Source organism: Patiriisocius hiemis (assembly GCF_031846325.1).
Taxonomy (GTDB): domain Bacteria; phylum Bacteroidota; class Bacteroidia; order Flavobacteriales; family Flavobacteriaceae; genus Patiriisocius_A; species Patiriisocius_A hiemis.
The window spans coordinates 585095-606333 of sequence record NZ_JAVRHZ010000001.1; the positions used below are offsets into that span (position 1 = coordinate 585095).

General features: G+C 32.6%; 20 protein-coding genes. 16 read left to right on the top strand and 4 right to left on the bottom strand.

Annotated features, from left to right (window positions below; genetic code table 11):
• The first annotated feature begins 127 nt into the window (after nt 1-127).
• From serC to RM538_RS02810, 8 genes are all read left to right on the top strand, one after another.
• Nucleotides 128-1195: a 3-phosphoserine/phosphohydroxythreonine transaminase gene (serC, locus tag RM538_RS02775; RefSeq protein ID WP_311331867.1), complete on the top strand. Its 1068-nt coding sequence runs from the start codon at nt 128-130 to the stop codon at nt 1193-1195.
• Between the two features lie 46 nt (nt 1196-1241).
• Complete coding sequence (locus tag RM538_RS02780; RefSeq protein WP_311331868.1) at nt 1242-2192, top strand: D-2-hydroxyacid dehydrogenase; 951 nt, start codon at nt 1242-1244, stop codon at nt 2190-2192.
• Between the two features lie 127 nt (nt 2193-2319).
• On the top strand, nt 2320-2961 hold the full coding sequence (locus RM538_RS02785; protein WP_311331869.1) for a DUF937 domain-containing protein: 642 nt from the start codon (nt 2320-2322) through the stop codon (nt 2959-2961).
• A gap of 117 nt (nt 2962-3078) precedes the next feature.
• Nucleotides 3079-3498, top strand: coding sequence for a DUF6146 family protein (locus tag RM538_RS02790; protein WP_311331870.1), 420 nt, complete (start codon nt 3079-3081; stop codon nt 3496-3498).
• A complete protein-coding gene (locus RM538_RS02795) occupies nt 3498-3803 on the top strand; it encodes a DUF6787 family protein (RefSeq protein ID WP_311331871.1) in 306 nt (101 codons plus the stop codon). The genes RM538_RS02790 and RM538_RS02795 overlap by 1 nt, the downstream gene beginning before the upstream one ends.
• The gene (locus tag RM538_RS02800; protein WP_311331872.1) at nt 3800-4132 is read left to right on the top strand and encodes a hypothetical protein; all 333 of its coding nucleotides are present in this window, start codon (nt 3800-3802) and stop codon (nt 4130-4132) included. The genes RM538_RS02795 and RM538_RS02800 overlap by 4 nt, the downstream gene beginning before the upstream one ends.
• A 57-nt stretch (nt 4133-4189) precedes the next feature.
• Nucleotides 4190-6595, top strand: coding sequence for a TonB-dependent receptor (locus tag RM538_RS02805; RefSeq protein WP_311331873.1), 2406 nt, complete (start codon nt 4190-4192; stop codon nt 6593-6595).
• 10 nt (nt 6596-6605) lie between these two features.
• Nucleotides 6606-7160 carry a type 1 periplasmic binding fold superfamily protein gene (locus RM538_RS02810; RefSeq protein ID WP_311331874.1) on the top strand — a complete coding sequence of 185 codons (555 nt, stop codon included), beginning with the start codon at nt 6606-6608 and terminating at the stop codon, nt 7158-7160.
• Between the two features lie 72 nt (nt 7161-7232).
• Here RM538_RS02810 and RM538_RS02815 read toward each other — a convergent pair whose 3' ends face one another.
• The 4 genes from RM538_RS02815 to msrA form a co-directional block, all read right to left on the bottom strand.
• Complete coding sequence (locus RM538_RS02815) at nt 7233-9725, bottom strand: zinc-dependent metalloprotease (protein ID WP_311331875.1); 2493 nt, start codon at nt 9723-9725, stop codon at nt 7233-7235.
• A 98-nt stretch (nt 9726-9823) separates the two neighbouring features.
• On the bottom strand, nt 9824-10132 hold the full coding sequence (locus tag RM538_RS02820) for a hypothetical protein (RefSeq protein ID WP_311331876.1): 309 nt from the start codon (nt 10130-10132) through the stop codon (nt 9824-9826).
• Between the two features lie 71 nt (nt 10133-10203).
• Entirely contained in the window at nt 10204-10803 is a 600-nt protein-coding gene (gene folE / locus RM538_RS02825; RefSeq protein WP_311331877.1) for a GTP cyclohydrolase I FolE, read from the bottom strand.
• Nucleotides 10803-11348 (bottom strand): peptide-methionine (S)-S-oxide reductase MsrA, encoded by a 546-nt coding sequence (gene msrA / locus RM538_RS02830; protein WP_311331878.1) that lies wholly within the window; start codon nt 11346-11348, stop codon nt 10803-10805. The genes folE and msrA overlap by 1 nt, the downstream gene beginning before the upstream one ends.
• Before the next feature lie 149 nt (nt 11349-11497).
• Here msrA and RM538_RS02835 point away from each other — a divergent pair, with 149 nt between their 5' ends.
• The 8 genes from RM538_RS02835 to RM538_RS02870 all read left to right on the top strand — a co-directional run bounded on the left by RM538_RS02835 (nt 11498) and on the right by RM538_RS02870 (nt 21238).
• Nucleotides 11498-13936 carry a DUF5916 domain-containing protein gene (locus tag RM538_RS02835; protein WP_311331879.1) on the top strand — a complete coding sequence of 813 codons (2439 nt, stop codon included), beginning with the start codon at nt 11498-11500 and terminating at the stop codon, nt 13934-13936.
• A gap of 58 nt (nt 13937-13994) precedes the next feature.
• Nucleotides 13995-14648 (top strand): ABC transporter ATP-binding protein, encoded by a 654-nt coding sequence (locus RM538_RS02840; protein ID WP_311331880.1) that lies wholly within the window; start codon nt 13995-13997, stop codon nt 14646-14648.
• A 6-nt stretch (nt 14649-14654) separates the two neighbouring features.
• Nucleotides 14655-15440: a TIGR02757 family protein gene (locus RM538_RS02845; protein WP_311332155.1), complete on the top strand. Its 786-nt coding sequence runs from the start codon at nt 14655-14657 to the stop codon at nt 15438-15440.
• Between the two features lie 121 nt (nt 15441-15561).
• Complete coding sequence (locus RM538_RS02850; RefSeq protein ID WP_311331881.1) at nt 15562-16776, top strand: GAF domain-containing sensor histidine kinase; 1215 nt, start codon at nt 15562-15564, stop codon at nt 16774-16776.
• A gap of 46 nt (nt 16777-16822) precedes the next feature.
• Nucleotides 16823-17686 carry a histidine kinase dimerization/phospho-acceptor domain-containing protein gene (locus RM538_RS02855; RefSeq protein WP_311331882.1) on the top strand — a complete coding sequence of 288 codons (864 nt, stop codon included), beginning with the start codon at nt 16823-16825 and terminating at the stop codon, nt 17684-17686.
• Nucleotides 17687-17696: 10 nt separating this feature from the next.
• On the top strand, nt 17697-18026 hold the full coding sequence (locus tag RM538_RS02860) for a sensor histidine kinase (RefSeq protein WP_311331883.1): 330 nt from the start codon (nt 17697-17699) through the stop codon (nt 18024-18026).
• A 39-nt stretch (nt 18027-18065) separates the two neighbouring features.
• Nucleotides 18066-19988, top strand: a complete 1923-nt coding sequence (locus RM538_RS02865) for a BatA domain-containing protein (RefSeq protein WP_311331884.1) — start codon at nt 18066-18068, stop codon at nt 19986-19988.
• Entirely contained in the window at nt 19985-21238 is a 1254-nt protein-coding gene (locus tag RM538_RS02870; RefSeq protein ID WP_311331885.1) for a dihydroorotase, read from the top strand. The genes RM538_RS02865 and RM538_RS02870 overlap by 4 nt, the downstream gene beginning before the upstream one ends.
• The last annotated feature ends 1 nt before the right edge of the window (nt 21239 follow it).

Genomic DNA, 21239 nt, shown 5'->3' on the forward strand with positions numbered 1-21239 from the left:
GTTTCTTTTTTAACCTAATTTGCTACTACTTTTTACATCTTTGTATTTTTAGAATCCTTTCCTAAATTATTTTAGAAAAGAAATAATAGTTAATTAAAATTGATTCCATTAGCCGTGGGATATTGATATGAAAAAACATAATTTTAGTGCTGGCCCTTGTATCCTTCCGCAAGAAGTACTTAAAAAAGCTTCTGAAGCAGTAGTAAATTTTAATAACCTTGATTTATCTCTTGTTGAAATATCACACAGAAGTAAAGATTTTGTTTCTGTTATGGAAAACGCTAGAGCCCTGGCTTTAGAACACCTAGGGTTGCAAAACAAAGGCTATCAGGCTTTATTTTTACAAGGCGGAGCAAGTACAGAGTTTTTAATGGTTGCTTACAATTTACTGCAAGATAAAGCTGCTTACCTTAACACCGGAACTTGGTCTTCAAAAGCAATAAAAGAAGCTGGGCTGTTTGGTGAAGTTGTAGAAATAGCATCATCAAAAGACCAAAACTTTAATTACATTCCAAAAGGATATACTATTCCTACAGACATTGACTATTTTCATTGTACTAGTAACAATACCATTTTTGGAACGCAACTTAATACCTTTCCTGAGACTAGCGCGCCACTAATATGTGATATGAGTAGTGACATCTTCTCAAGGCAATTAGACTTTTCAAAATTTGATTTAATTTATGCAGGAGCACAAAAAAACATGGGGCCAGCTGGCACTACTCTTGTTGTTGTTAAAGAAGATATCTTAGGGAAAGTTTCAAGGACAATACCATCTATGCTAGACTATAAAGTTCATATAGGCAAGGACAGTATGTTTAATACTCCCGCAGTTTTTCCTGTATATGTATCTATGCTAACCTTAGAGTGGTTAAAGGAAAAGGGAGGTATTACTGCTATTGAAAAAATAAATAACCAAAAAGCAACATTATTATATACCGAAATAGATAGAAACCCACTATTTAAAGGCTTTGTAGCAACAAAAGAAGATCGTTCAAAAATGAATGCGACCTTTAACCTAGTAGATGAAGCTCATAAAGAAACTTTTGATAAGCTCTGGACTGAAGCTGGAATTAATGGGCTTAATGGTCATAGAAGTGTTGGTGGCTATAGAGCATCAATGTACAATGCATTACCACTAGAAAGTGTACAAGTTTTAGTTGATGTAATGCAAGAACTAGAACGAGGCGCATAACTAAAGCAAACAGAATTTTTTAAACCAAAAACTTAAACTTCACTTAATGAAAATATTAGCAAACGATGGTGTATCACAAACAGGCATTAATGCACTTGAAGCAGCTGGTTTTACAGTAATTACAACTAAAGTAGCACAAGAACAACTTAGTAACTATATAAATGATAATGATATTTCGGTGCTTTTAGTCCGTAGTGCAACAACAGCTAGAAAAGAATTGATAGATAGTTGTCCTTCTCTTAAGATTATTGGAAGAGGTGGTGTAGGCATGGATAATATTGATGTTGAATATGCTAGAGAAAAAGGATTACATGTTATAAATACTCCAGCGGCATCATCAGCCTCTGTTGCTGAATTGGTTTTTGCACATTTATATGGTGGAGTTCGCTTCTTATTTGATGCGAATAGGAATATGCCTTTAGAAGGTGAATCTAAATTTAAAGTACTAAAGAAAAGTTATGCTAGTGGCCGAGAATTAAGAGGGAAAACTTTAGGCGTTATTGGTTTTGGACGTATTGGTCAAGAAGTTGCCAAAATAGCACTAGGCTGCGGAATGAAAGTAATTTATAGTGATAGTTATGTGGAGAAAACTACTATAAAACTTCCCTTTTATGATGGGCAAGAAGTATCATTCAACTTAGCGCACCAAGACAAGAAAGTTGTTTTAAATGAAGCAGATTTTATTACTCTACATGTCCCTGCACAAAAGGAATATGTTATTGGTAAAGATGAAATTAAAGAAATGAAAGACGGTGCTGGTTTAATTAATGCTGCTAGAGGTGGTGTAATAGATGAGCTAGCACTACTAGATGCACTTGAAGCAAATAAGCTTTCTTTTGCTGCACTAGATGTTTTTGAAAACGAACCAACTCCTGCTATTAAAGTATTAATGAATGGTAAACTTTCATTAAGTCCACATATTGGCGCAGCAACTAAAGAAGCTCAAGATAGAATTGGAACAGAACTCGCAGATCAAATAATTTCAATTTTAAAATAACAAATTCAACCCTTTAAACTTCGATTTTATCGAAAACAAAATGTAATCATCTAGTATTAAACTAGTAATACTAGGAGTTACTAAATATTTAGTTATCTTAGAGAAACTAATTTATAATAAAATAAAAATGGCAGGAATTTTAGACCTTTTAAATAGTGACTTAGGAAAGCAAGTGATTAGCGGAGTAAGTCAAGACACAAATCAACCGCAAGACAAAACAGCACAAGTAGTATCTATGGCACTTCCCCTTTTAATGGGTGCCATGAAGCGTAATGCAAATTCACAAGAAGGAGCATCAGGATTAATGGGTGCATTAGACAACAAGCACGATGGTAGTATTTTAGACAATCTTGGAGGATTATTTAATGGTGGAGTAAACGAAGATGTAAAAATCGACGGTTTAGGAATTTTAGGGCACGTACTTGGTGGTTCTCAAGACAATGTTGTTGGAGCATTATCGCAAAAATCTGGTATGGATTCTGGAAATGTAATGAAAATTTTATCTGTAGTTGCACCTATAGTGCTTGGATATTTAGGAAAAGAGAAAAGAAAGCAAAATGTACAAAGTCAATCTGGATTGGATGGACTTCTAGGTGGAATGCTAGGTGGCGGAAAACAACAAAACAAACAACAATCACTTATTGAGTCTTTATTAGATGGAGATAATGATGGTAGTATTATAGACGATGTTGCAGGAATGGTACTAAGTGGTGGAAATAGTAAAAAAAGTGGTCTAGGAGGACTTCTAGGTGGACTGTTTGGAAAATAGACACCTCTTTTTTACAAAAATTACCAAGCATCTAGTCACTAGATGCTTTTTTTGTTAAAGGAAGCTTAATTAATAGTACCTCAGGTATCATTTTAGTATTTTTATAAAAATTTGCCAATGAAGTATCTTATTACAATTTTAACTTTTGGTGTATTACTTTACAGCTGTGATGCAAGTAAGTCTTCAATGCAAGGAGATAAAGACACCAATGTAGCTTCAGATACTGTTCGCATTGCGAATGATAGCCTAGAGTATGAAATCTTAATAATCGAACCAGGGTTTAATTCATTTTTAATTTCACAACCCCCAAAGGGCTATTACAGTTTAACATTTTTAGAAAATAGAAATAGAATATTTGTTACTGAATATAATTTAAGAGTATCAAATGCTTTACAATATGGTCCTAGCCTATATCCACAGAGAATTAATTACGAGTTTAATGTAGATTACGGTATGGAAGTAAATTATAAATTGTATAATTACTTTTTATATTTTCAACAAAAATACAATCAGCGTTTTCCAGGAAGTAGAAATTAATGAAAGGATTAAAAAAGCGTTGGAATATTACTAGTAACTGGCAGCTAGTTGTCATCTTTGTAGTCTTTGCAATAACTGGGAGTACCTCTGCAAAATTTGCAGGTCCTTTAATGGAAATTATTGGTATAGAAAAAGAGGCTACAAATGGTTGGGTATATTGGCCAATACGTTTACTCGCCATATTTCCTCTATATCAGGTTTTCTTGGTATTTTTTGGTTGGTTATTTGGAGAGTATCAATTTTTTTGGAACTTTGAAAAAAAGATGCTAAAGTCAATGAAATTAGGTTTTCTATTGAGAGAATGAAAAACAAAATAAAAAATATAGTCACAGGCTTTGTTGTTTTCTTAGCTACAGTATTTCTGTTACCAACTGTGGTACAGAGTATTCACGCTTTAGATGGGCATCACCATGTTGAAACCTGTAAAGAAATCACGACGCATCTCCACCAGAAGCAGGTAGATTGTAGTGTTTGCCATTTTCACCTATCTAATTTCACTTATTCAGAAATAAAATATACACAAACTTCTATTACTTCCTATAAAACTTTAGTAATAGATTTTTATACTTCTTTTTACTATTCTCATAGTGTTAGTGATAACCCACTAAGAGGGCCTCCAATTTTACTTTCTTAACAAAAAGAGCCCTTATTATTTTATTCCACATAGGTGGAAATCAATTTAAATTAATCGATGCGAATTATTGCACTTGTATTGCTATGTTTATATAGCAATCTAACTCTGTACAGTCAAGATTGTAACTATACTTTAGAAGGTAAAATTATAGACCTTCATGATGGTACTGCCCTTAGTGGCGCTACTATTATTGTAGTAGGTCCAGAAACAGCATACCTTTCTGATTTAGATGGAAAGTTTATTGTTAATGGACTATGTAATCAGGAATATAAATTACAAATTTCTCATCCTGAATGTAATACAAAAGTGTTCACAGTTTCTATGAATACTGAAATTGTTACTAAAGCCTTCAGAATAGAACATCATCTTGAAGAGCTTAATCAAATAACAATTTCTGGAAATGCATATGCTACAAAATCTGAAACACTTTTAGAAAATACCATTTCTCAAGAAATAGTTGAAAGTTACAGCAACGGTTCATTAGGAGATGTATTAAATACGCTTAGTGGCGTAAGTTCTTTAAATACTGGAAATACTGTTGTTAAGCCTGTAATTAATGGATTGCATAGCAGTAGAGTAACTATAATAAATAATGGAGTACGTATGCAAGACCAAGAGTGGGGAGCAGAGCATGCTCCTAATATAGACTTAAATACTGCTAGTAACATAACTGTACTTAAAGGCGCCTCTGCATTACAATATAGTGGTGATGCTGTGGGAGGTGTTGTTGTTTCAGAGCCACTAAGAGTAGCGCTAAAAGATTCACTTTTTGGTAAAACAATACTAACTGCAGCTAGTAATGGTAGAGGCGGATCTATAACTTCTACCCTTACAAAAAGCTATGAAAATGGTTGGTTTGCAAGTCTTCAAGGTACTCTAAAGAGGTTTGGAGATTTTGAAGCACCAGATTATGTGTTAAGTAATACAGGTTTTTTTGAAAGAGATGCATCCATTCGTGTTGGTCTAAATAGAATCTCATATGGAGTTGAAGGCTACTACTCTATTTTTAAAAACAAAATTGGGATTCTAAGAGCTTCACATCTAGGAGGCGCAGAAGATCAGGTTGTTGCAATTAATAGTGAAAGGCCATTAATTATAAGAGACTTTACATATGACATTGATGTTCCAAGACAAGAAGTAACACACCATCTAGCAAAGATAAGTGCATTTAAAAAGTTTGATAACCTTGGAAAGGTTTCATTTCAATATAACTTTCAGAAAAATAACAGGTTCGAGTTTGATATAAGACGAGGAGATGATGCTGATAAAGCATCGGTAGATTTAGAATTAACAACTCATGATATTGCCTTAGATTTATTATCAGATCTTTCAGAAAACACTACGTTAAAAACAGGTATTACTGGAGTATATCAATCCAATTTTGCCGACCCTACAACTGGTGTAAGAAGGTTAATTCCAGATTATGATATGTATAAGTTTGGAGGTTATGGTGTAGTAGATTTTACACTTTCTGAAAATCTTTTATTGGAAGGAGGTCTTCGATTTGATTACACCTATATGGATGTATTTAAATTTTACAGGACGTCACTTTGGGAAGAAAGAGGTTATGATGAGCTTTTTCCAGAATTAGTTATTGAAGATTTGGGAGACCAATTATTAACTAACCCTGAACTTACATTTAATAACTTTTCAGGAACAGTTGGTGCTACCTATCGCTTTAATGATATCTATAACTTGTTTTTCAATTATGCATTAGCATCAAGGGCTCCTAATGCATCAGAATTGTTTAGTGAAGGATTACACCATAGTGCTTCTAGGATAGAATTAGGAGACCTACGGTTTAATTCTGAAGTGTCACAAAAAATAAGCTTAACCTTACAGCGTAACGCTAGTAATTACTCTTTTACCGTAAACCCCTATATTAATTTTATAGAAGACTTTATAGTAATCGAACCAACTAGTGTACAGCAAACTATTAGAGGAAACTTTCAGGTTTGGGAATATCGACAAACACAAGCTTCGCTTGTTGGTGTTGATATTAATTTTGAAACACCTTTAACAAGTCAATTAGACTTTGATACTCAATTTGACATTGTAAAAGGAAGAGATAAAACTCGCGATTTACCTTTAATAAATATGCCTGCTGCCACGCTTAAAAATAGATTACAATACAATATGCCAAAAATTAAAAACCTACAGCTTTCATTACAAAGCGAGTATGTTTTTAGGCAAAACGAATTCCCAGACACCAATTTTGAAGTTTTTATCCCTCAAACAGAAACATTTGAAGTTGTTGACGTAAGTACCCCACCAGATGCTTATCATTTATTACATTTTGGTGCGAATATGGATTTTAAAGTCAATAGTAAATCAAACCTAAATTTTGGATTAAGAATAACAAACCTATTGGATACATCATATAGAAACTATTTAAATAGACTACGGTACTATGCAGATGATTTGGGAAGAAATATTCAATTAAACATTAAAATTAACTATTAAAAACAAAAAAATGAAAACAATTAAATTATTAAGTATACTATTTATATCATCAATATTACTACAATCATGTTCTAATGACGATGATACGCCAGAAGAAGTAAATGAAGAAGAATTAATAACAACCTTAATTGCAACTTTACGAGATGCATCAACAGGAAGTTCGGTGACTTTAACTTTTAGAGATCTTGATGGTGATGGTGGTGATGACCCAGTTGTTACTCCTGGTACATTAGCAGCTAATACTACTTATAATGGTACAATACAAGTATTAAATGAAACTGAGACTCCTGCAGAGGATATTACGTTAGAAGTTCTTGAAGAAGATGATGAACACCAGTTTTTATATGTAATTGGAGGTGGGTTAAATGCAACTACCGAATATACTGATGCAGATGGAGATGGAAACCCAATTGGTGTTACTTTTAACCTTACTACGGGTGATGCTAGTTCTGGTACATTAACGTTTATACTTCGTCACGAGCCTACAAAACCTAATGATGGTACACCTGCTAGTGCAGGAGGAGAAACTGATATTAGTGCTCCTATTCCTGTAAATGTGCAGTAATCTTCATAAGTTTTGAAAATAAAAAAACGGCTCTAGTTAGAGCCGTTTTTTTATCTAATAGGGATACTATTATTATTTAGGGTCCAAAATAAGGTCAATACGTTCTACTAGATCTTGTAAATGGTATCTACTCATTCTATCACTTGTTCTTCCAATAGCCGCACGAGCGTTACGTCTTAAGTTGTTTAATTCTGCTCTTACTACAGGACGTATATCACTCTGGCTTACATTAACTGAAGTTATACCTCCAAACCTTCTTGCAAATCCTGGAATATTTTGATCTTCTGTCATTAAATACTCCATTCTATCCACATATGCTCTTTGTAAGTTTCTTCTATAAACATCAATTTTTTTACCTCTTGATAATTCACTAAAGATTCCTTGACGTAGATCTATCATCATATCTAATAAACCATAAGCTTCATCACCATTAATTGTTTCATTTTCAATTAAACGTGCCATACGACCAAAGTCTAGCATATTATTAAGTGTACGCACTTGAGTTCCACGTATTCTCTCTACGCTTCCAGCAGATTGTACTTTATCAAAGATATTATTATCTAGTAGCCATTCTGGTGTAGTAAATAATTGATCTTGGATAAACTGCATGCTCTCTTCTTGTCTATCTGTAGCAACATGTGTATAAACAGCTCCTTCTTGATCATACGTTTTATAGTACTCATAGACACCGCCAATATTTGAAGATACATGTCCCATATAACGGTTGTACTGTCCTAGTACTTGACCATACATGGTTTGTAAATCGTCATAGTTTTTACCATGTTCAGCAGTCCATTCTATAAGGTTAGGTACTATTCGTTTTAAGTTCATAATACCATAGTTACTTGCCTTAACTGCATCATCACCTAAATCTTCGGTTTGAGAACTTGGGTCAATTACTCCAAACTGCTGTCTTCCAAAACGATACATTGGATCTCCAGCTTTTTCTAATATCCAAGAGTCTAAAATTTCTTTTTCTTCTTCAGCAGTATCAACACTAAGAATAGGTTTGTAACCCCACATTATAGCGTATTTATCATAAGGACCAATGTTAGGCATTAAAGCAACACCGTCATCACCTGGTTGTGCAACGTAATTAAAACGAGCATAGTCCATAATTGATGGAGCCGTTCCATATTTTTGAGTAAAGGCAGCATCACGTAATTTATCTACTGGATAAGCAACACTACTTCCCATATTATGAGGCAAGCCTAATGTATGCCCTACTTCGTGTGCAGATACAAATCTAATTAAACGCCCCATAACTTCATCTTTAAAAGCTACTCCTCTAGCATCTGGGTTAATCGCAGCAGTCTGGACAAAGAACCAATTTCTAAGCAGTGTCATTACGTTATGATACCAGTTAATATCACTTTCTAAAATCTCTCCACTTCTTGGGTCACTAACATGAGGTCCATTTGCATTAGGAATTGGAGAGGCTAAATAACGTACTACAGAATAGCGAACATCTTCTGGGCTCCAGTCTGGATCTTCTTCTATAGTTGGAGGGTCTTTTGCAATAATTGCATTTTTAAAACCTGCAGCTTCAAAAGCTACTTGCCAGTCTTCTATTCCTTGTTTTATATATGGCCTCCATACTTCTGGAGTAGCACGGTCTACATAATAAACTATTTGTTTTTTTGGCTCTATTAGTTCTCCTCTATTAAACTTTGCGATATCTTCGTCTTTAACCTCTAGTCTCCATCGATCTAAATAACGTACTGTTTTACTTTCTTGAGCATCAAGTCCATAATCTATTTGTCCTCTAGCAAACCATCCTACACGCTGGTCAAAATAACGACGGCGCATTTGTTCTTTAGGTAATAAAATCATCGAGTTATTCATTTCTAAAGAAATAGAACCTGTACTCGCATTAGAAGGTGGCTCACCAGCTTCATACGTTTTAACATGTCTTGCTTCTATATTTAATGGATAACTTTTAAGAGTTTCTATATAAGAACGACTAGCATCTAAGCGAGTTACTTTATAATTTCTTCTTCTATTTGCAGGGAAACCTAGAGCTTTTACATCTTTTTCGAATAAAGGGTTTACATTAATTACCGTTGCGGTAGAATCATTATTAAACGCTTTTATTGGAAAACTATAAAGTATAGGCTCAAAATTAGAGTTTTCTACTGCTTCACTTACTGGTAATGAATCTGAAGCAACTACTTGATGTGACACAACGCGTAGTAATACTTTTTTATCCTTTTTCTGCCAACGTAATACTTGAGTATTTTGTTTACCACCACCAAAACCAATACCTGATGCAGTTTTAGCGATACGAGTAACCATTAACATTTCCCGATCAAATAAGGTGTCTGGAATTTCGTAGAAATAATCTTCTTTTACTTTATGGACGTGAAATAATCCACTATCGGTCTTTGCCTCCTTAGTAATGACATCTTTATACTTTTTAATAGCATTTTTGTCTTTAGAAGGTTTTTTTGCAGCTGCAGCAGTAGCCGCTCCTTTTTTGTTTTTTGCGCTTTTTGTTGATGAACACCCAAGCAAGGTGAGTGAAGCCATGGTTAACACAGCTCCATAGAGTAAATGTTTTTTCATTTGGAAGTTTTTATTTGCTTTCGAATTTACGAAAACAAACCCCTTAAATTGTTAACGATATCTTAACATTTTAGAGGGTTTTACTAAACTTTGATATTTTACTCGTTAACTTCTACTTCTATAGTTTGTGGTGTAGGATTTTTTTGAGTTGAAAATATAAATGTGTATAACCACATTAACGTAAAAGTTGGAATAAAGTCTGTAAACGGTAAGATTTCTTCAATAAAAACAATTACAGAAGCTATTTTACCATCTTGTCCTTTATACATTTCACTCATTTTTTTTGCTGCATATGGAGCCCAAAGTATATCTAAAAAAGGTCCAACTACTGGTATAAAAGTGGTTATCATACCCCCAGCATCCATTAATAACCCTTTTCTTAACAATTTATATTTATTTTCTTGCATAGTGTTGTGTTTAAGTATTACTGTAATAACAAACGCAATAAACTTGCCAAAAATTGCTAGTATATAAATACTTACGATAAATCGTTACTTATTAATTTTAAGAATTCGTTTCGGGTTTCAATTTTTTCAAATTGTCCCCTAAATCCTGAAGTAGTTGTTACACTATTTTGTTTTTGCACACCACGCATCATCATACACATATGAGAGGCTTCTATAACAACTGCAACACCTTTAGGTTTTAAAGTATCATTAATACACTCTAAAATGTCATGAGTTAAACGTTCTTGCACCTGAAGTCTTCTTGCATAAACATCTACCACTCTAGGTATTTTACTAAGTCCAACAATATATCCATTTGGGATATACGCAATATGCGCCTTACCAAAAAAAGGAAGGATATGGTGTTCACATAAAGAATACAACTCTATATCCTTTATAATAACCATATCGTTATAATCTTCAGCAAACATAGCGCCTTTTAAAATCTCTGCTGGATCTTGACAATGACCTGAAGTTAAAAACTGCATTGCTTTTGCAGCTCGTTCTGGGGTCTTTATAATTCCTTCTCTATTTATGTCCTCCCCTATTCCTTTAAGGATTTCGGTATAATTACCTTTTAGTTCTGAAGTTGTTTTCTCTTCGTATTCTTCAAATGATTTGTAAGATCCCATTATGCTTTTTTGAGTTTATCTGAATAATATTTTTTAATTTTTTCGACTTTTGGAGCTATAATAAACTGACAATAAGGTTGTTGTATGTTTTCATTATAATAATTTTGATGATCCTCGGTAGCTTCATAAAAAACATCTAGTGGAGTTACTTCTGTTACTATAGCAGCATCAAAAACTGCATTTTTTTCTAAGAGTGAAATAAAATTTTCTGAAGCCTCTTTTTGTTCTACTGTGCTGTAAAAGATAGCGCTTCTATACTGTGTACCTTTATCATTACCTTGTTGGTTTAAGGTAGTTGGATTGTGTGTTGCAAAAAAGACTTCTAACAATGTTTCAAATGAAACAACATAAGCGTTGTATTCAATTTTAATTCCTTCAGCATGTCCGGTTATACCCATACATACTTCACGATAAGCAGGGTTTTTAATATGTCCGCCAGTATATCCAGAGGTTACGGTTAGCACTCCATCAATTCGTTGGAAGACTGCTTCAGTACACCAAAAACAACCTCCAGCAAAAACAACTTGTTCTATTTTTTTATTCATTATTTAAACAAAATTACTATTAATTAACAGGTCAATACTTTTATATTCCTCTTTTTAACTTTTCATTAATAAAGCCAACTAGACAATAAAGGTAGCTTTGCCGCAATCAAATTTCAACGTTTTAATACTACTTATCAAATATATTCCTATTGAAAAAAATTACCTCTTTCCATTATGTAAGTAATTTTCTAGTGTTGTTTTTTTCTGTTTTTATACTAACTGCGCAAGAAAAAAAAACATTAGAAGCAACAAGAATTAATACATCAATTAAAATTGATGGTCTATTAGACGATGCAATATGGCATGAATTACCAACGTATGGTAATTTTAATATGTATCAACCGGGTAATGAAGGTACAATAACAGAAGAATATAGAACTGAAGTAAAGATGGCGTATGATGATAAAGCTATATATGTCGCTGCATATATGTTTCATCCTAACCCTGAAGAAATCTTGAGTCAGTTTTCGCAACGAGATGAAGTTTTTGTCCAGGCAGACAATTTTACATTTGCTATTAATACTCTAAATGACGGTATAAACGAAACACGATTTTTTGTAACAAGTGCTGGGACTATTGGAGACTCTAGTGTCACCTTAAACAATCAAGATTTTGGTTATAATGTAGTTTTTGAATGTAGAGTAAGTAAAGATAATAAAGGTTGGTATGCAGAATATAGAATACCATATAACGCTTTAAGATTTCCAGAAGTAGATGTGCAGAATTGGAGTGTAAACTTTTATAGAAGATTAGTAAAAGAGAATGAAACACATACTTGGAATTTTATTGAAAATGGTGTAGGAAGAGAAACTCAATACAATGGAAATATAACAGGAGTAAGCAACATTGATCCTCCTGTAAGACTTACTCTATTCCCATTTGCACAAGGTTTAGTAACCAATTTTGATGGAGAAACTGAATCTGATTTTAGTGCTGGAATGGATGTGAAATATGGTTTGAGTGATAACTTCACCCTAGATGCTACACTTATTCCTGATTTTGGGCAAGCTTCGTTTGATAATGTTAGGCTTAACCTTGGGCCTTTTGAGCAGACTTTTAATGAAAATAGACAGTTTTTTACTGAAGGTATTGATCTGTTTCAAAAAGGAGGTATTTTCTTTTCAAGAAGAGTTGGAAACGGTCCATCGGGTTCGGTTGGTGAGTTAGCAGAAAATGAAGAGGTTATCGAGTTTCCAAGAAGAGTAAAATTATTAAACGCCTTAAAAATATCTGGTCGAACAAAACAAGGACTTGGAGTTGGTTTTTTTAACTCTATAACCGAAAGAACCTTTGCTAAAATTAATGATACAGTATCGGGAGAAACTAGAGAAGTACTTGTAGAACCTTTATCTAATTATAATATAGTAGTACTAGACCAGCAGTTTAATGAAAACTCTTCTATTTCTATTATAAATACTAATGTAACTAGGGATGGAAGTTTTAGAGATGCTAACACCTCTGCATTTGTGTTTAATGTAGCTGATAAAAAAAATCATTACGGAGCATCTGGAAGAGCAATTGCTAGTAATGTCTATGAAAATGGAGGGGTTACAAGTGGGTTTTTGTCTGAATTGGATATTGCAAAAATTTATGGAAACTTTAGATATAGAGTTGGACATGATTTTTCAAACACTACCTACGACATTAACGACCTAGGGTTAAACTTTAGAAACAACTTTAATAATTTTGTTGCAGGTGTTTCTTATGAAATTTTTGAACCTACAAATACTTTTAATAGATACAGAATAGGCTTCACAGGAAGACATAATAGATTGTACAAACCAAATGTACAGACAAGTAACACGTATAATTTAGATGTCTTTTTCTCTACAGTTAAAAGACTAAGTTTTGGTGGAAACCTTGGTTATAATTCAGATACAGATGATTACTTTGAACCTAGGGTTCAAGGAAGGTTTGTTACCTTTAATGAAAATCTTGGAGGGCGAATATGGGTATCTACAGATTACAGAAAGAAATTTGCTTTAGACGCAGGTGTGGGATATCGAAACTATTTTAATGACCCACAAAAAAATTATTTCTTTGACTTTTCTCCAAGGTATAGATTTTCAGATAAATTGTTAGTTGTTTATAGATTAGACTATTCTAATATAAATAATGGTTTTGGGTACATTGATAACAATGATTTTAATGTGTTTTTGGGACAACGAATTGTTACAAATATTGAGAACCAAATTACTGCAAATTATAACTTTGACCCATATAAGGCAATAGACTTGCGCTTCAGAAATTTCTGGAGTACAGCAGATTATAGTGATGAAATCTTTTTTAAACTAAATGATGATGGTACAAGAACACGATTTGATTATGACACGTCTGAGAATAACCCAAACAGGAATTTTAATATTTGGAATCTAGATCTTAGCTTTAGGTGGCGTTTTGCTCCGGGTAGTGAAGCTACTCTACTCTACAGAAATCAAATTTTTAATTTGGATGAGCAATCTACTATTGGTTATGGTGAGAGCTTGAATAGATTATTTAACCAGCCACAACAAAATACAGTATCACTAAGGATAACCTATTTTATAGACTACAATAACATAAAGTATTGGTTCGATAAAAATAGTTAAACACTATTCGTTGTAGAAATTACAGTAATTACCTATTTTCACATTTCTAAATTTAAGCATGATAACTGCAAAAAACATTCATAAATATTACGGGGATTTACATGTACTTAAAGGAGTTAATTTAAGGATAAATAAAGGTGAGGTTGTATCTATTGTTGGTGCATCTGGAGCTGGAAAAACAACACTTTTACAAATTCTAGGTACTTTAGATTCTTATTCTGAAGGTGCTTTAACAGTAAATAATACCGAAATATCTAGTCTAAATAGAAAACAATTAGCAAGATTTAGAAATGACAGTTTAGGGTTCATATTCCAATTTCATCAATTATTACCAGAATTTACAGCTTTAGAAAATGTTTGTATCCCAGCTTTTATTAAAAAAACTGAAAAACCAGTAGCAGAAAAAAGAGCCAAGGAACTTCTAGCTTTTTTAGGGCTATCACATCGTGAAAATCATAAACCAAATGAGCTCTCTGGCGGAGAACAACAACGTGTAGCTGTTGCTAGATCATTAATTAATAACCCATCTATTATTCTTGCAGATGAACCTAGTGGTAACCTAGATACCGAAAGTGCCGAGAACTTACATAACCTATTTTTTAAACTTAGAGATGAGTTTGGACAAACTTTTATTATTGTTACCCACAACGAGGAACTAGCAGATATGGCAGACAGAAAGCTAGTAATGCAAGATGGAGTTATTGTAAAATAATCATATATCGCTAACAAATTAAAAATAGAACACCTCAAAGACTTTCTTGATGAGAAAGCTGAACTTTACGATAACCCAAGATTTATTGAAAGTGACCCTATCCAGATTCCACATCAATTTACAAGGAAAGAAGATATTGAAATTATAGCTTTTTTAGTTGCCACTATTGCATGGGGTAATAGAAAAGGTATTATTAATAACGGTAACAAATTGGTTACCATTATGGGTAACTCTCCTTATGATTTTATTCTAAATTACTCTTCAGTAAAATCAAAAAAAGGAATACTACAAAACTTCGTTCATCGAACTTTTAATGCTGTCGACCTAGATTATTTTATTCTATCACTTCAAAATATCTACTTAAATCATGATGGTCTTGAATCAATATTTTCAAACCATCAAACTAAAGATTCACTACAACCAGCTATACATCAATTTAAAAAAGTCTTTTTTGAATTAAATCATGAAAAAAGGACCGAAAAGCACGTTAGTGACCCGTTAAAAAATTCAGCTGCAAAAAGAATCAATATGTTTCTACGATGGATGGTACGTCCTAATAATACTGGTGTTGACTTTGGTTTATGGAAATCTATATCTACTTCAAAATTATCTTGCCCTCTTGATGTTCATACAGGAAATATTGGAAGAAGACTAGGTTTATTACACCGAAAAACTAATGATGCAAAAGCGTTAATAGAATTAGACAGTTCATTACGAATGTTTGATAAATATGACCCTGTTAAGTATGACTTTGCTTTATTTGGATTAGGCGTTTTTGAAAATTTTCGTTAACAAATATTTAACTTTTTTCTTTTTTGCCTATATTTGTGGCTTGGCTCTAGATAGTCACGTGACATTTTACCCACTTAATTAGATCTACTTAAGCACAGGTAGTAATTATATAAAAGCAAAAATGATAGCCCCAAAAAATCACCCGCATGAAGACCAACGTCTAGATGCCGTAAAGGATACTGGGCTTTTAGATACTATTGAAGAAAAAGAGTTTGACTCAATTACCGCTTTAGTAGCTAATATTTGTGATGTACCAATTTCATTAGTTACACTTCTGGATAGTAAAAGAAATTTTTTAAAATCACATCATGGTGTTCCTTTTAACGAGTCACCTAGAGATATTTCTTTTTGTGGTCATGCAATTTTAGAGCAAAAACAGATATTTATAGTTCCAGATGCTCGAGAAGATATTAGATTTGTTAATAATCCGCTTGTAAAGGAGCATAATGCTATATTTTATGCTGGCGTTCCATTATTAAACCAGAAACAACTTCCTATTGGAACTTTATGTGTTTTTGATACAAAACCTAGAAAACTTACTGAAAAACAAAAACATACATTAATTGCCTTGGCTTTTCAGGTAGAAAACCTTTTTGAGACTAAAAGAAAAAATAAGGAATTAGCACTTCTTCAAAATGAACTTGAATTAAAAAATAATGATCTTAAAAACTTTGCTGGTAACATTTCTCATGATTTAAAAATGCCATTGGCAAGAATGATTGTTACTGCAGATATGCTTAAAAGTAAATATGATGATGTTTTAGATTCTAAAGGTGTAGAATACTTAAATTATTTAAAACAATCTGCACTTACTCTTGGAGAATATATAACAAGCACACTTGAGTATTATAAAGAAGATGTTAATCAAGGTAAGACATCCATAAAAGCATTCTATTTTAATGATTTGATAGAAGAAATTTTAGATTTATTAAATATTGGGGATGATTGCGAAGTAAATTTTCCAGAAGATAATTTGATGATTGAAAGTCATCGCTCTGTCTTAAAACAAATATTCTTAAACCTTATTGGAAACAGTCTTAAATACAACGATAAAGAGAAAATCATTATAACATTAGACAATAAAGAGACAGAGGATTACTATTATTTTAAAGTTAAAGATAATGGTAGAGGCATTTCTAAGAAAAACCAAAAAGAAATATTTACATTATTTAATGCTTCTTCCGAACCTGACAGAAATGGAAATAAAGGGCACGGTATAGGCTTGGCTACTGTTAAAAAACTAGTTACATATCTAAATGGAGAAATTTCAGTTAAATCTGATGAAGGTGTAAATACCTCATTCCAGTTTTCAGTTAAGAAAATTATGTTAAAGTAAAAAACGGAACTCCTTTTTTTACGTATATTTTTCCACAATTAAAAAAATGATTGCCCCAAACTATCCCCATAATGAGTCTGAAAGGCTTGCTGCCGTACAGTCCTATAACTTGCTTGACACTTTAGAAGAAGAGGATTATGATTCTATAACAAAATTAATATCACAAATCTGTGATGTTCCCATTTCTCTAATAACTTTAATAGACACCCATCGTAATTTTTTAAAATCACATAGAGGAGTTGATATTAATGAATCACCACGAGATGTTTCATTTTGCAGTCATGCAATACTAGAACCAGATACTCTCTTCATAATTGAAGATTCTAGAAAAGACCCTAGGTTTAAAGAGAACCCAATAGTATCTAAAAGAAGTGCTATTTTTTATGCCGGAAAAGCATTGGTAAATAAAGATGGCTTCCCGTTAGGCACCTTATGCATTTTTGACACCAAACCAAGAAAGTTAACTTCGTTACAAAAAGAGGCCATTGTTAATCTTAGTAAGCAAGTTGTTCATTTATTTGAGTTAAGAAGAAAAAATATAGAATTAGAGAAAGTTCAAATTGAATTAGAAAACAAAAATAAAGACCTAAAAAATTATGCAGGTATTGTTTCTCATGATATTAAATCTCCACTTGCAAATATTACAGCACTTGCCAGACTTATACTAGAAGAAAATAGAGAGAAATTTGATGATACAACACTCCAGTATTTTGATTTTATAGAAGAGTCTACCGAAAACTTAAAGGAGTATGCTAATGGACTTTTACAGCAATATACATCCCAAGATCAATTTTTTGATGAGGCAGAAAATGTTCAAACAAAGGAGTTTTTTGAGACATTTAAGGATATCCATATGCTCAGTAAAGATGAGTTTAAATATCCAACAAAAGGTGTATTAAAAAAAAGTTAATAAATATGCCTTGTCACAAATTTTTAATAATCTTATAGATAATTCTATAAAATACAACACTAGCGATAAAAAATCTGTGATTATTGAAATAGAAGAAGATAAAAATTATTACACTTTTAAAGTAAAAGATAATAGTCGAGGGATTGATGATGCTAAAAAACATGAAATTTTTGAACTTTTTAAAACAGCTGGAATAAAAGACAAGTTTGGGAAAGAAGGAACAGGAATAGGTTTAGCAACAGTAAAAAACTTAGTAACAAAACTTGGTGGAAAAATTACACTTACCTCAAAACTGGGAGAAGGAAGTACTTTTACCTTTACTGTAAAGAAATTGTTATAGTAGCCGCACATTTTATATATTTGCCAAATTAATCTTGGAATGCAGTTTAAACACCCAGAACTTCTTTACGCACTATTCTTACTGCTCATTCCAATTATTATTCATTTATTCCAGCTTAGGCGCTTTCAAAAAGTAGATTTTACAAACGTTGCGTTTCTTAAAAAAGTAACCTTACAGACAAGAAAAAGTTCACAACTTAAAAAGTGGCTTACCCTCTTAACTAGGTTATTATTGCTTGCTTGTATAATAATCGCATTTGCACAGCCTTTTTCGGCATCCAAAACAGCACTAAATACAATTAAAGAAACAGTTATCTACATAGATAATTCACATAGTATGCAAGCCAAGGGAAATCGTGGCGAGCTCTTGCAAACTGCTATTCAAGATGTTTATAAAAACCTTAGTGGGGATGCTAAAATTACCTGGTTCACAAATAATTTTGAACGTAAGGATGCCTCTGTACAAGAAGTTAAAAACGAGCTGCTTTCACTTACGTATTCCAATTCGCAGCGTACTATAGAGGATGTTTTACTTAAAGCCAACCAACTTTTTAGTGATAATGAAGCTTCGGATAAGCAATTGTTAATTATATCAGATTTTCAAAATCAAACTAAATTTCCAGCCATTCCTGAAGGTGTAACTGTAAATACCATACAATTAAGTCCTGTAACAACTTCAAACATTAATATTGATAGTGTTTATATAACAAACAAAACTATTACAAATACTTCTCTAGAAGTTCTTGTTACTACTCAGGATCAAACTGTTCAAACCATCCCTGTTTCATTGTACAATGGGAGAAATTTAATAGCAAAAACAGCGGCAGACTTTTCTAGAAACCTACAAGATAAAGTCCGCTTTGATGTTGAAAATACAGATATTTTTGAAGGAATTATTAAAATTGAAGACCCTAAACTACTTTATGATAATAGTCTTTACTTTAGTATCAATACACCTACAAAAATTAAAGTTTTAAGTATTAATCAAGCAAATGCAAACTTTTTACAAAGACTTTTTACTTCAGAAGAGTTTGACTATTCTCAACAACAGTACAACAGTCTAGATTATAGCACAATACCAAATCAAAACTTTATCATCTTAAATGAATTAGAACAAATTCCAGCTTCACTTACAAGTGCATTAACTGCTTTCAGTAAAAATGGCGGGAGTATTTTTGTGATACCAAGTAATTCTTCAGAAATAAGTTCGTACAACAAATTACTTCAAAGTTTAGGAATAGGTAGTTTTTTCCAAAAAATAGAGCAAGAAAAAAAGATTACGCAAATACAGTTTGGGCATCAGCTTTATAAAAACGTATTTGAAAAAGAAGTGGTTAACTTTCAGTATCCAAAAGTAAACAGCTTCTACCCTACTGCTAGCACTAGTGCAAATGCGCTGCTATTTGAAGACAGCAAACCTTTTATTATAAATAACGCCAATACTTTTGTTAGTACTGCTCCTATTAATATTGACAATTCAAACTTTCAAAGTTCACCATTAATTGTGCCTACTGTCTATAATATGGCTCAATTAAGTTTGCAATTACCTGAGCTTTACTATACTATTGGTAAGCAAAACAGTTATGCAGTACCTGTTCAATTACAGCAAGATGAAATTGTGACACTAAAGGACAGTATTACAAGTTTTATTCCTCTTCAAGAAACTAAAGAGTCTCAAGTAATAATCACAACGACCAATGAGCCATCAAAAGCGGGAGGTTACAAAATTGAAAATAAAGGCACATACTTGAAAGATGTAAGCTATAATTATAACAGAGCAGAGAGTAACTTGCAGTATGGTAATCCTGACAATTGGGAAGGAGTCACAAATTACGCTTCAATTAACGAGGTTTTTCAATCTATTAGTGATGCAAACTCAATTCAATCGTTTTGGAAATGGTTTGTTATTTTTGCTTTGTTATTTCTAGGTATCGAAATGTTAATTCTAAAATATTTTAAATGAATATCTTACTAAAATCTGCAACTATAGTGGATGCTACAAGCAAGAACCACCTTAAAAAAAGAGATATTCTTATTGAAAAAGGTATTATTAAAAAAATTGCCGCATCTATACCAAATCCTGAAAACATTAAAGAATTACAACTTGATAATTTACACGTGTCTCAAGGTTGGTTTGATTCTAGTGTTTGTTTAGGCGAACCTGGTTACGAAGAGAGAGAAACTATTAAAAACGGTCTTGATACTGCTGCAAAGTCAGGTTTTACTCATATTGCAGTTAATTCAAATACTTTTCCTGTAACCGACAGTAAATCTCACGTAGAATTTTTAAAGTCTAAAGCTAATAAGCACGCGACTTCACTCCTACCAACTGCTGCTTTAACAACAAAATGCAAAGGTGTTGATCTAGCAGAATTATACGATATGAAACAAGAAGGAGCTTATTCTTTTTACGATTACAAACAACCCATAAAAAACCCTAATTTATTAAAGCTAGCATTACAATACACGCAAAGTTTTAATGGTTTGGTACAAAGTTTTCCTCTTGAAAGTCAAATAGCCCCAAAAGGAATTGTAAATGAAGAAGAAAACAGCACCAGACTGGGCTTAAAAGGTATTCCTGCCCTTGCCGAAGCACTTCAAATTGCGCGGGACCTATATATCTTAGAGTATACAGGCGGTAAATTACATATTCCAACAATCTCTACATCAGCATCAGTAAAGCTAATAAAAGAAGCAAAGAAAAAAGGCTTGCAAATTACTTGTAGCGTTGCCATAAACAATTTAATGTTAACTGATGATGCCTTAGAATCTTTTGACACAAATTATAAACTAATGCCGCCATTACGAACTCAAAAAGATGTGAATGCCCTTTTAAAAGGTATAAAAGACGGCACAATAGACGGAGTAACAAGTGATCATGACCCTATTGATATTGAAAACAAAAAAACAGAATTTGACCATGCCATGTATGGAAGTATTGGGTTAGAATCAGCTTTTGGAGCACTCAATAAAGTAATAGGCACAGAAGCAGCCATAGTAGCGCTCACAAATTTAAAATCAACTTTTGATATTTCAGAATCATCAATAACTGAAGGAAATAAAGCGTGCTTATCCTTATTTAACCCTAGCAAAGAATGGACGTTTAATACACAAAATATTCTTTCTACTTCCCAAAATGCTGCCCTTTTAGGACAAAAACTAAAAGGAAAAGTATATGGTGTATTTAACAATAAAAGATTAGTAGTAAACTAAT

Excerpts from the sequence above, each read along its gene's own strand:
- serC (WP_311331867.1), top strand. The coding sequence starts at position 128 with ATGAAAAAACATAATTTTAGTGCTGGCCCTTGTATCCTTCCGCAAGAA.
- RM538_RS02780 (WP_311331868.1), top strand. The coding sequence starts at position 1,242 with ATGAAAATATTAGCAAACGATGGTGTATCACAAACAGGCATTAATGCA.
- RM538_RS02785 (WP_311331869.1), top strand. The coding sequence starts at position 2,320 with ATGGCAGGAATTTTAGACCTTTTAAATAGTGACTTAGGAAAGCAAGTG.
- RM538_RS02790 (WP_311331870.1), top strand. The coding sequence starts at position 3,079 with ATGAAGTATCTTATTACAATTTTAACTTTTGGTGTATTACTTTACAGC.
- RM538_RS02795 (WP_311331871.1), top strand. The coding sequence starts at position 3,498 with ATGAAAGGATTAAAAAAGCGTTGGAATATTACTAGTAACTGGCAGCTA.
- RM538_RS02800 (WP_311331872.1), top strand. The coding sequence starts at position 3,800 with ATGAAAAACAAAATAAAAAATATAGTCACAGGCTTTGTTGTTTTCTTA.
- RM538_RS02805 (WP_311331873.1), top strand. The coding sequence starts at position 4,190 with ATGCGAATTATTGCACTTGTATTGCTATGTTTATATAGCAATCTAACT.
- RM538_RS02810 (WP_311331874.1), top strand. The coding sequence starts at position 6,606 with ATGAAAACAATTAAATTATTAAGTATACTATTTATATCATCAATATTA.
- RM538_RS02815 (WP_311331875.1), bottom strand. The coding sequence starts at position 9,725 with ATGAAAAAACATTTACTCTATGGAGCTGTGTTAACCATGGCTTCACTC.
- RM538_RS02820 (WP_311331876.1), bottom strand. The coding sequence starts at position 10,132 with ATGCAAGAAAATAAATATAAATTGTTAAGAAAAGGGTTATTAATGGAT.
- folE (WP_311331877.1), bottom strand. The coding sequence starts at position 10,803 with ATGGGATCTTACAAATCATTTGAAGAATACGAAGAGAAAACAACTTCA.
- msrA (WP_311331878.1), bottom strand. The coding sequence starts at position 11,348 with ATGAATAAAAAAATAGAACAAGTTGTTTTTGCTGGAGGTTGTTTTTGG.
- RM538_RS02840 (WP_311331880.1), top strand. The coding sequence starts at position 13,995 with ATGATAACTGCAAAAAACATTCATAAATATTACGGGGATTTACATGTA.
- RM538_RS02850 (WP_311331881.1), top strand. The coding sequence starts at position 15,562 with ATGATAGCCCCAAAAAATCACCCGCATGAAGACCAACGTCTAGATGCC.
- RM538_RS02855 (WP_311331882.1), top strand. The coding sequence starts at position 16,823 with ATGATTGCCCCAAACTATCCCCATAATGAGTCTGAAAGGCTTGCTGCC.
- RM538_RS02865 (WP_311331884.1), top strand. The coding sequence starts at position 18,066 with ATGCAGTTTAAACACCCAGAACTTCTTTACGCACTATTCTTACTGCTC.
- RM538_RS02870 (WP_311331885.1), top strand. The coding sequence starts at position 19,985 with ATGAATATCTTACTAAAATCTGCAACTATAGTGGATGCTACAAGCAAG.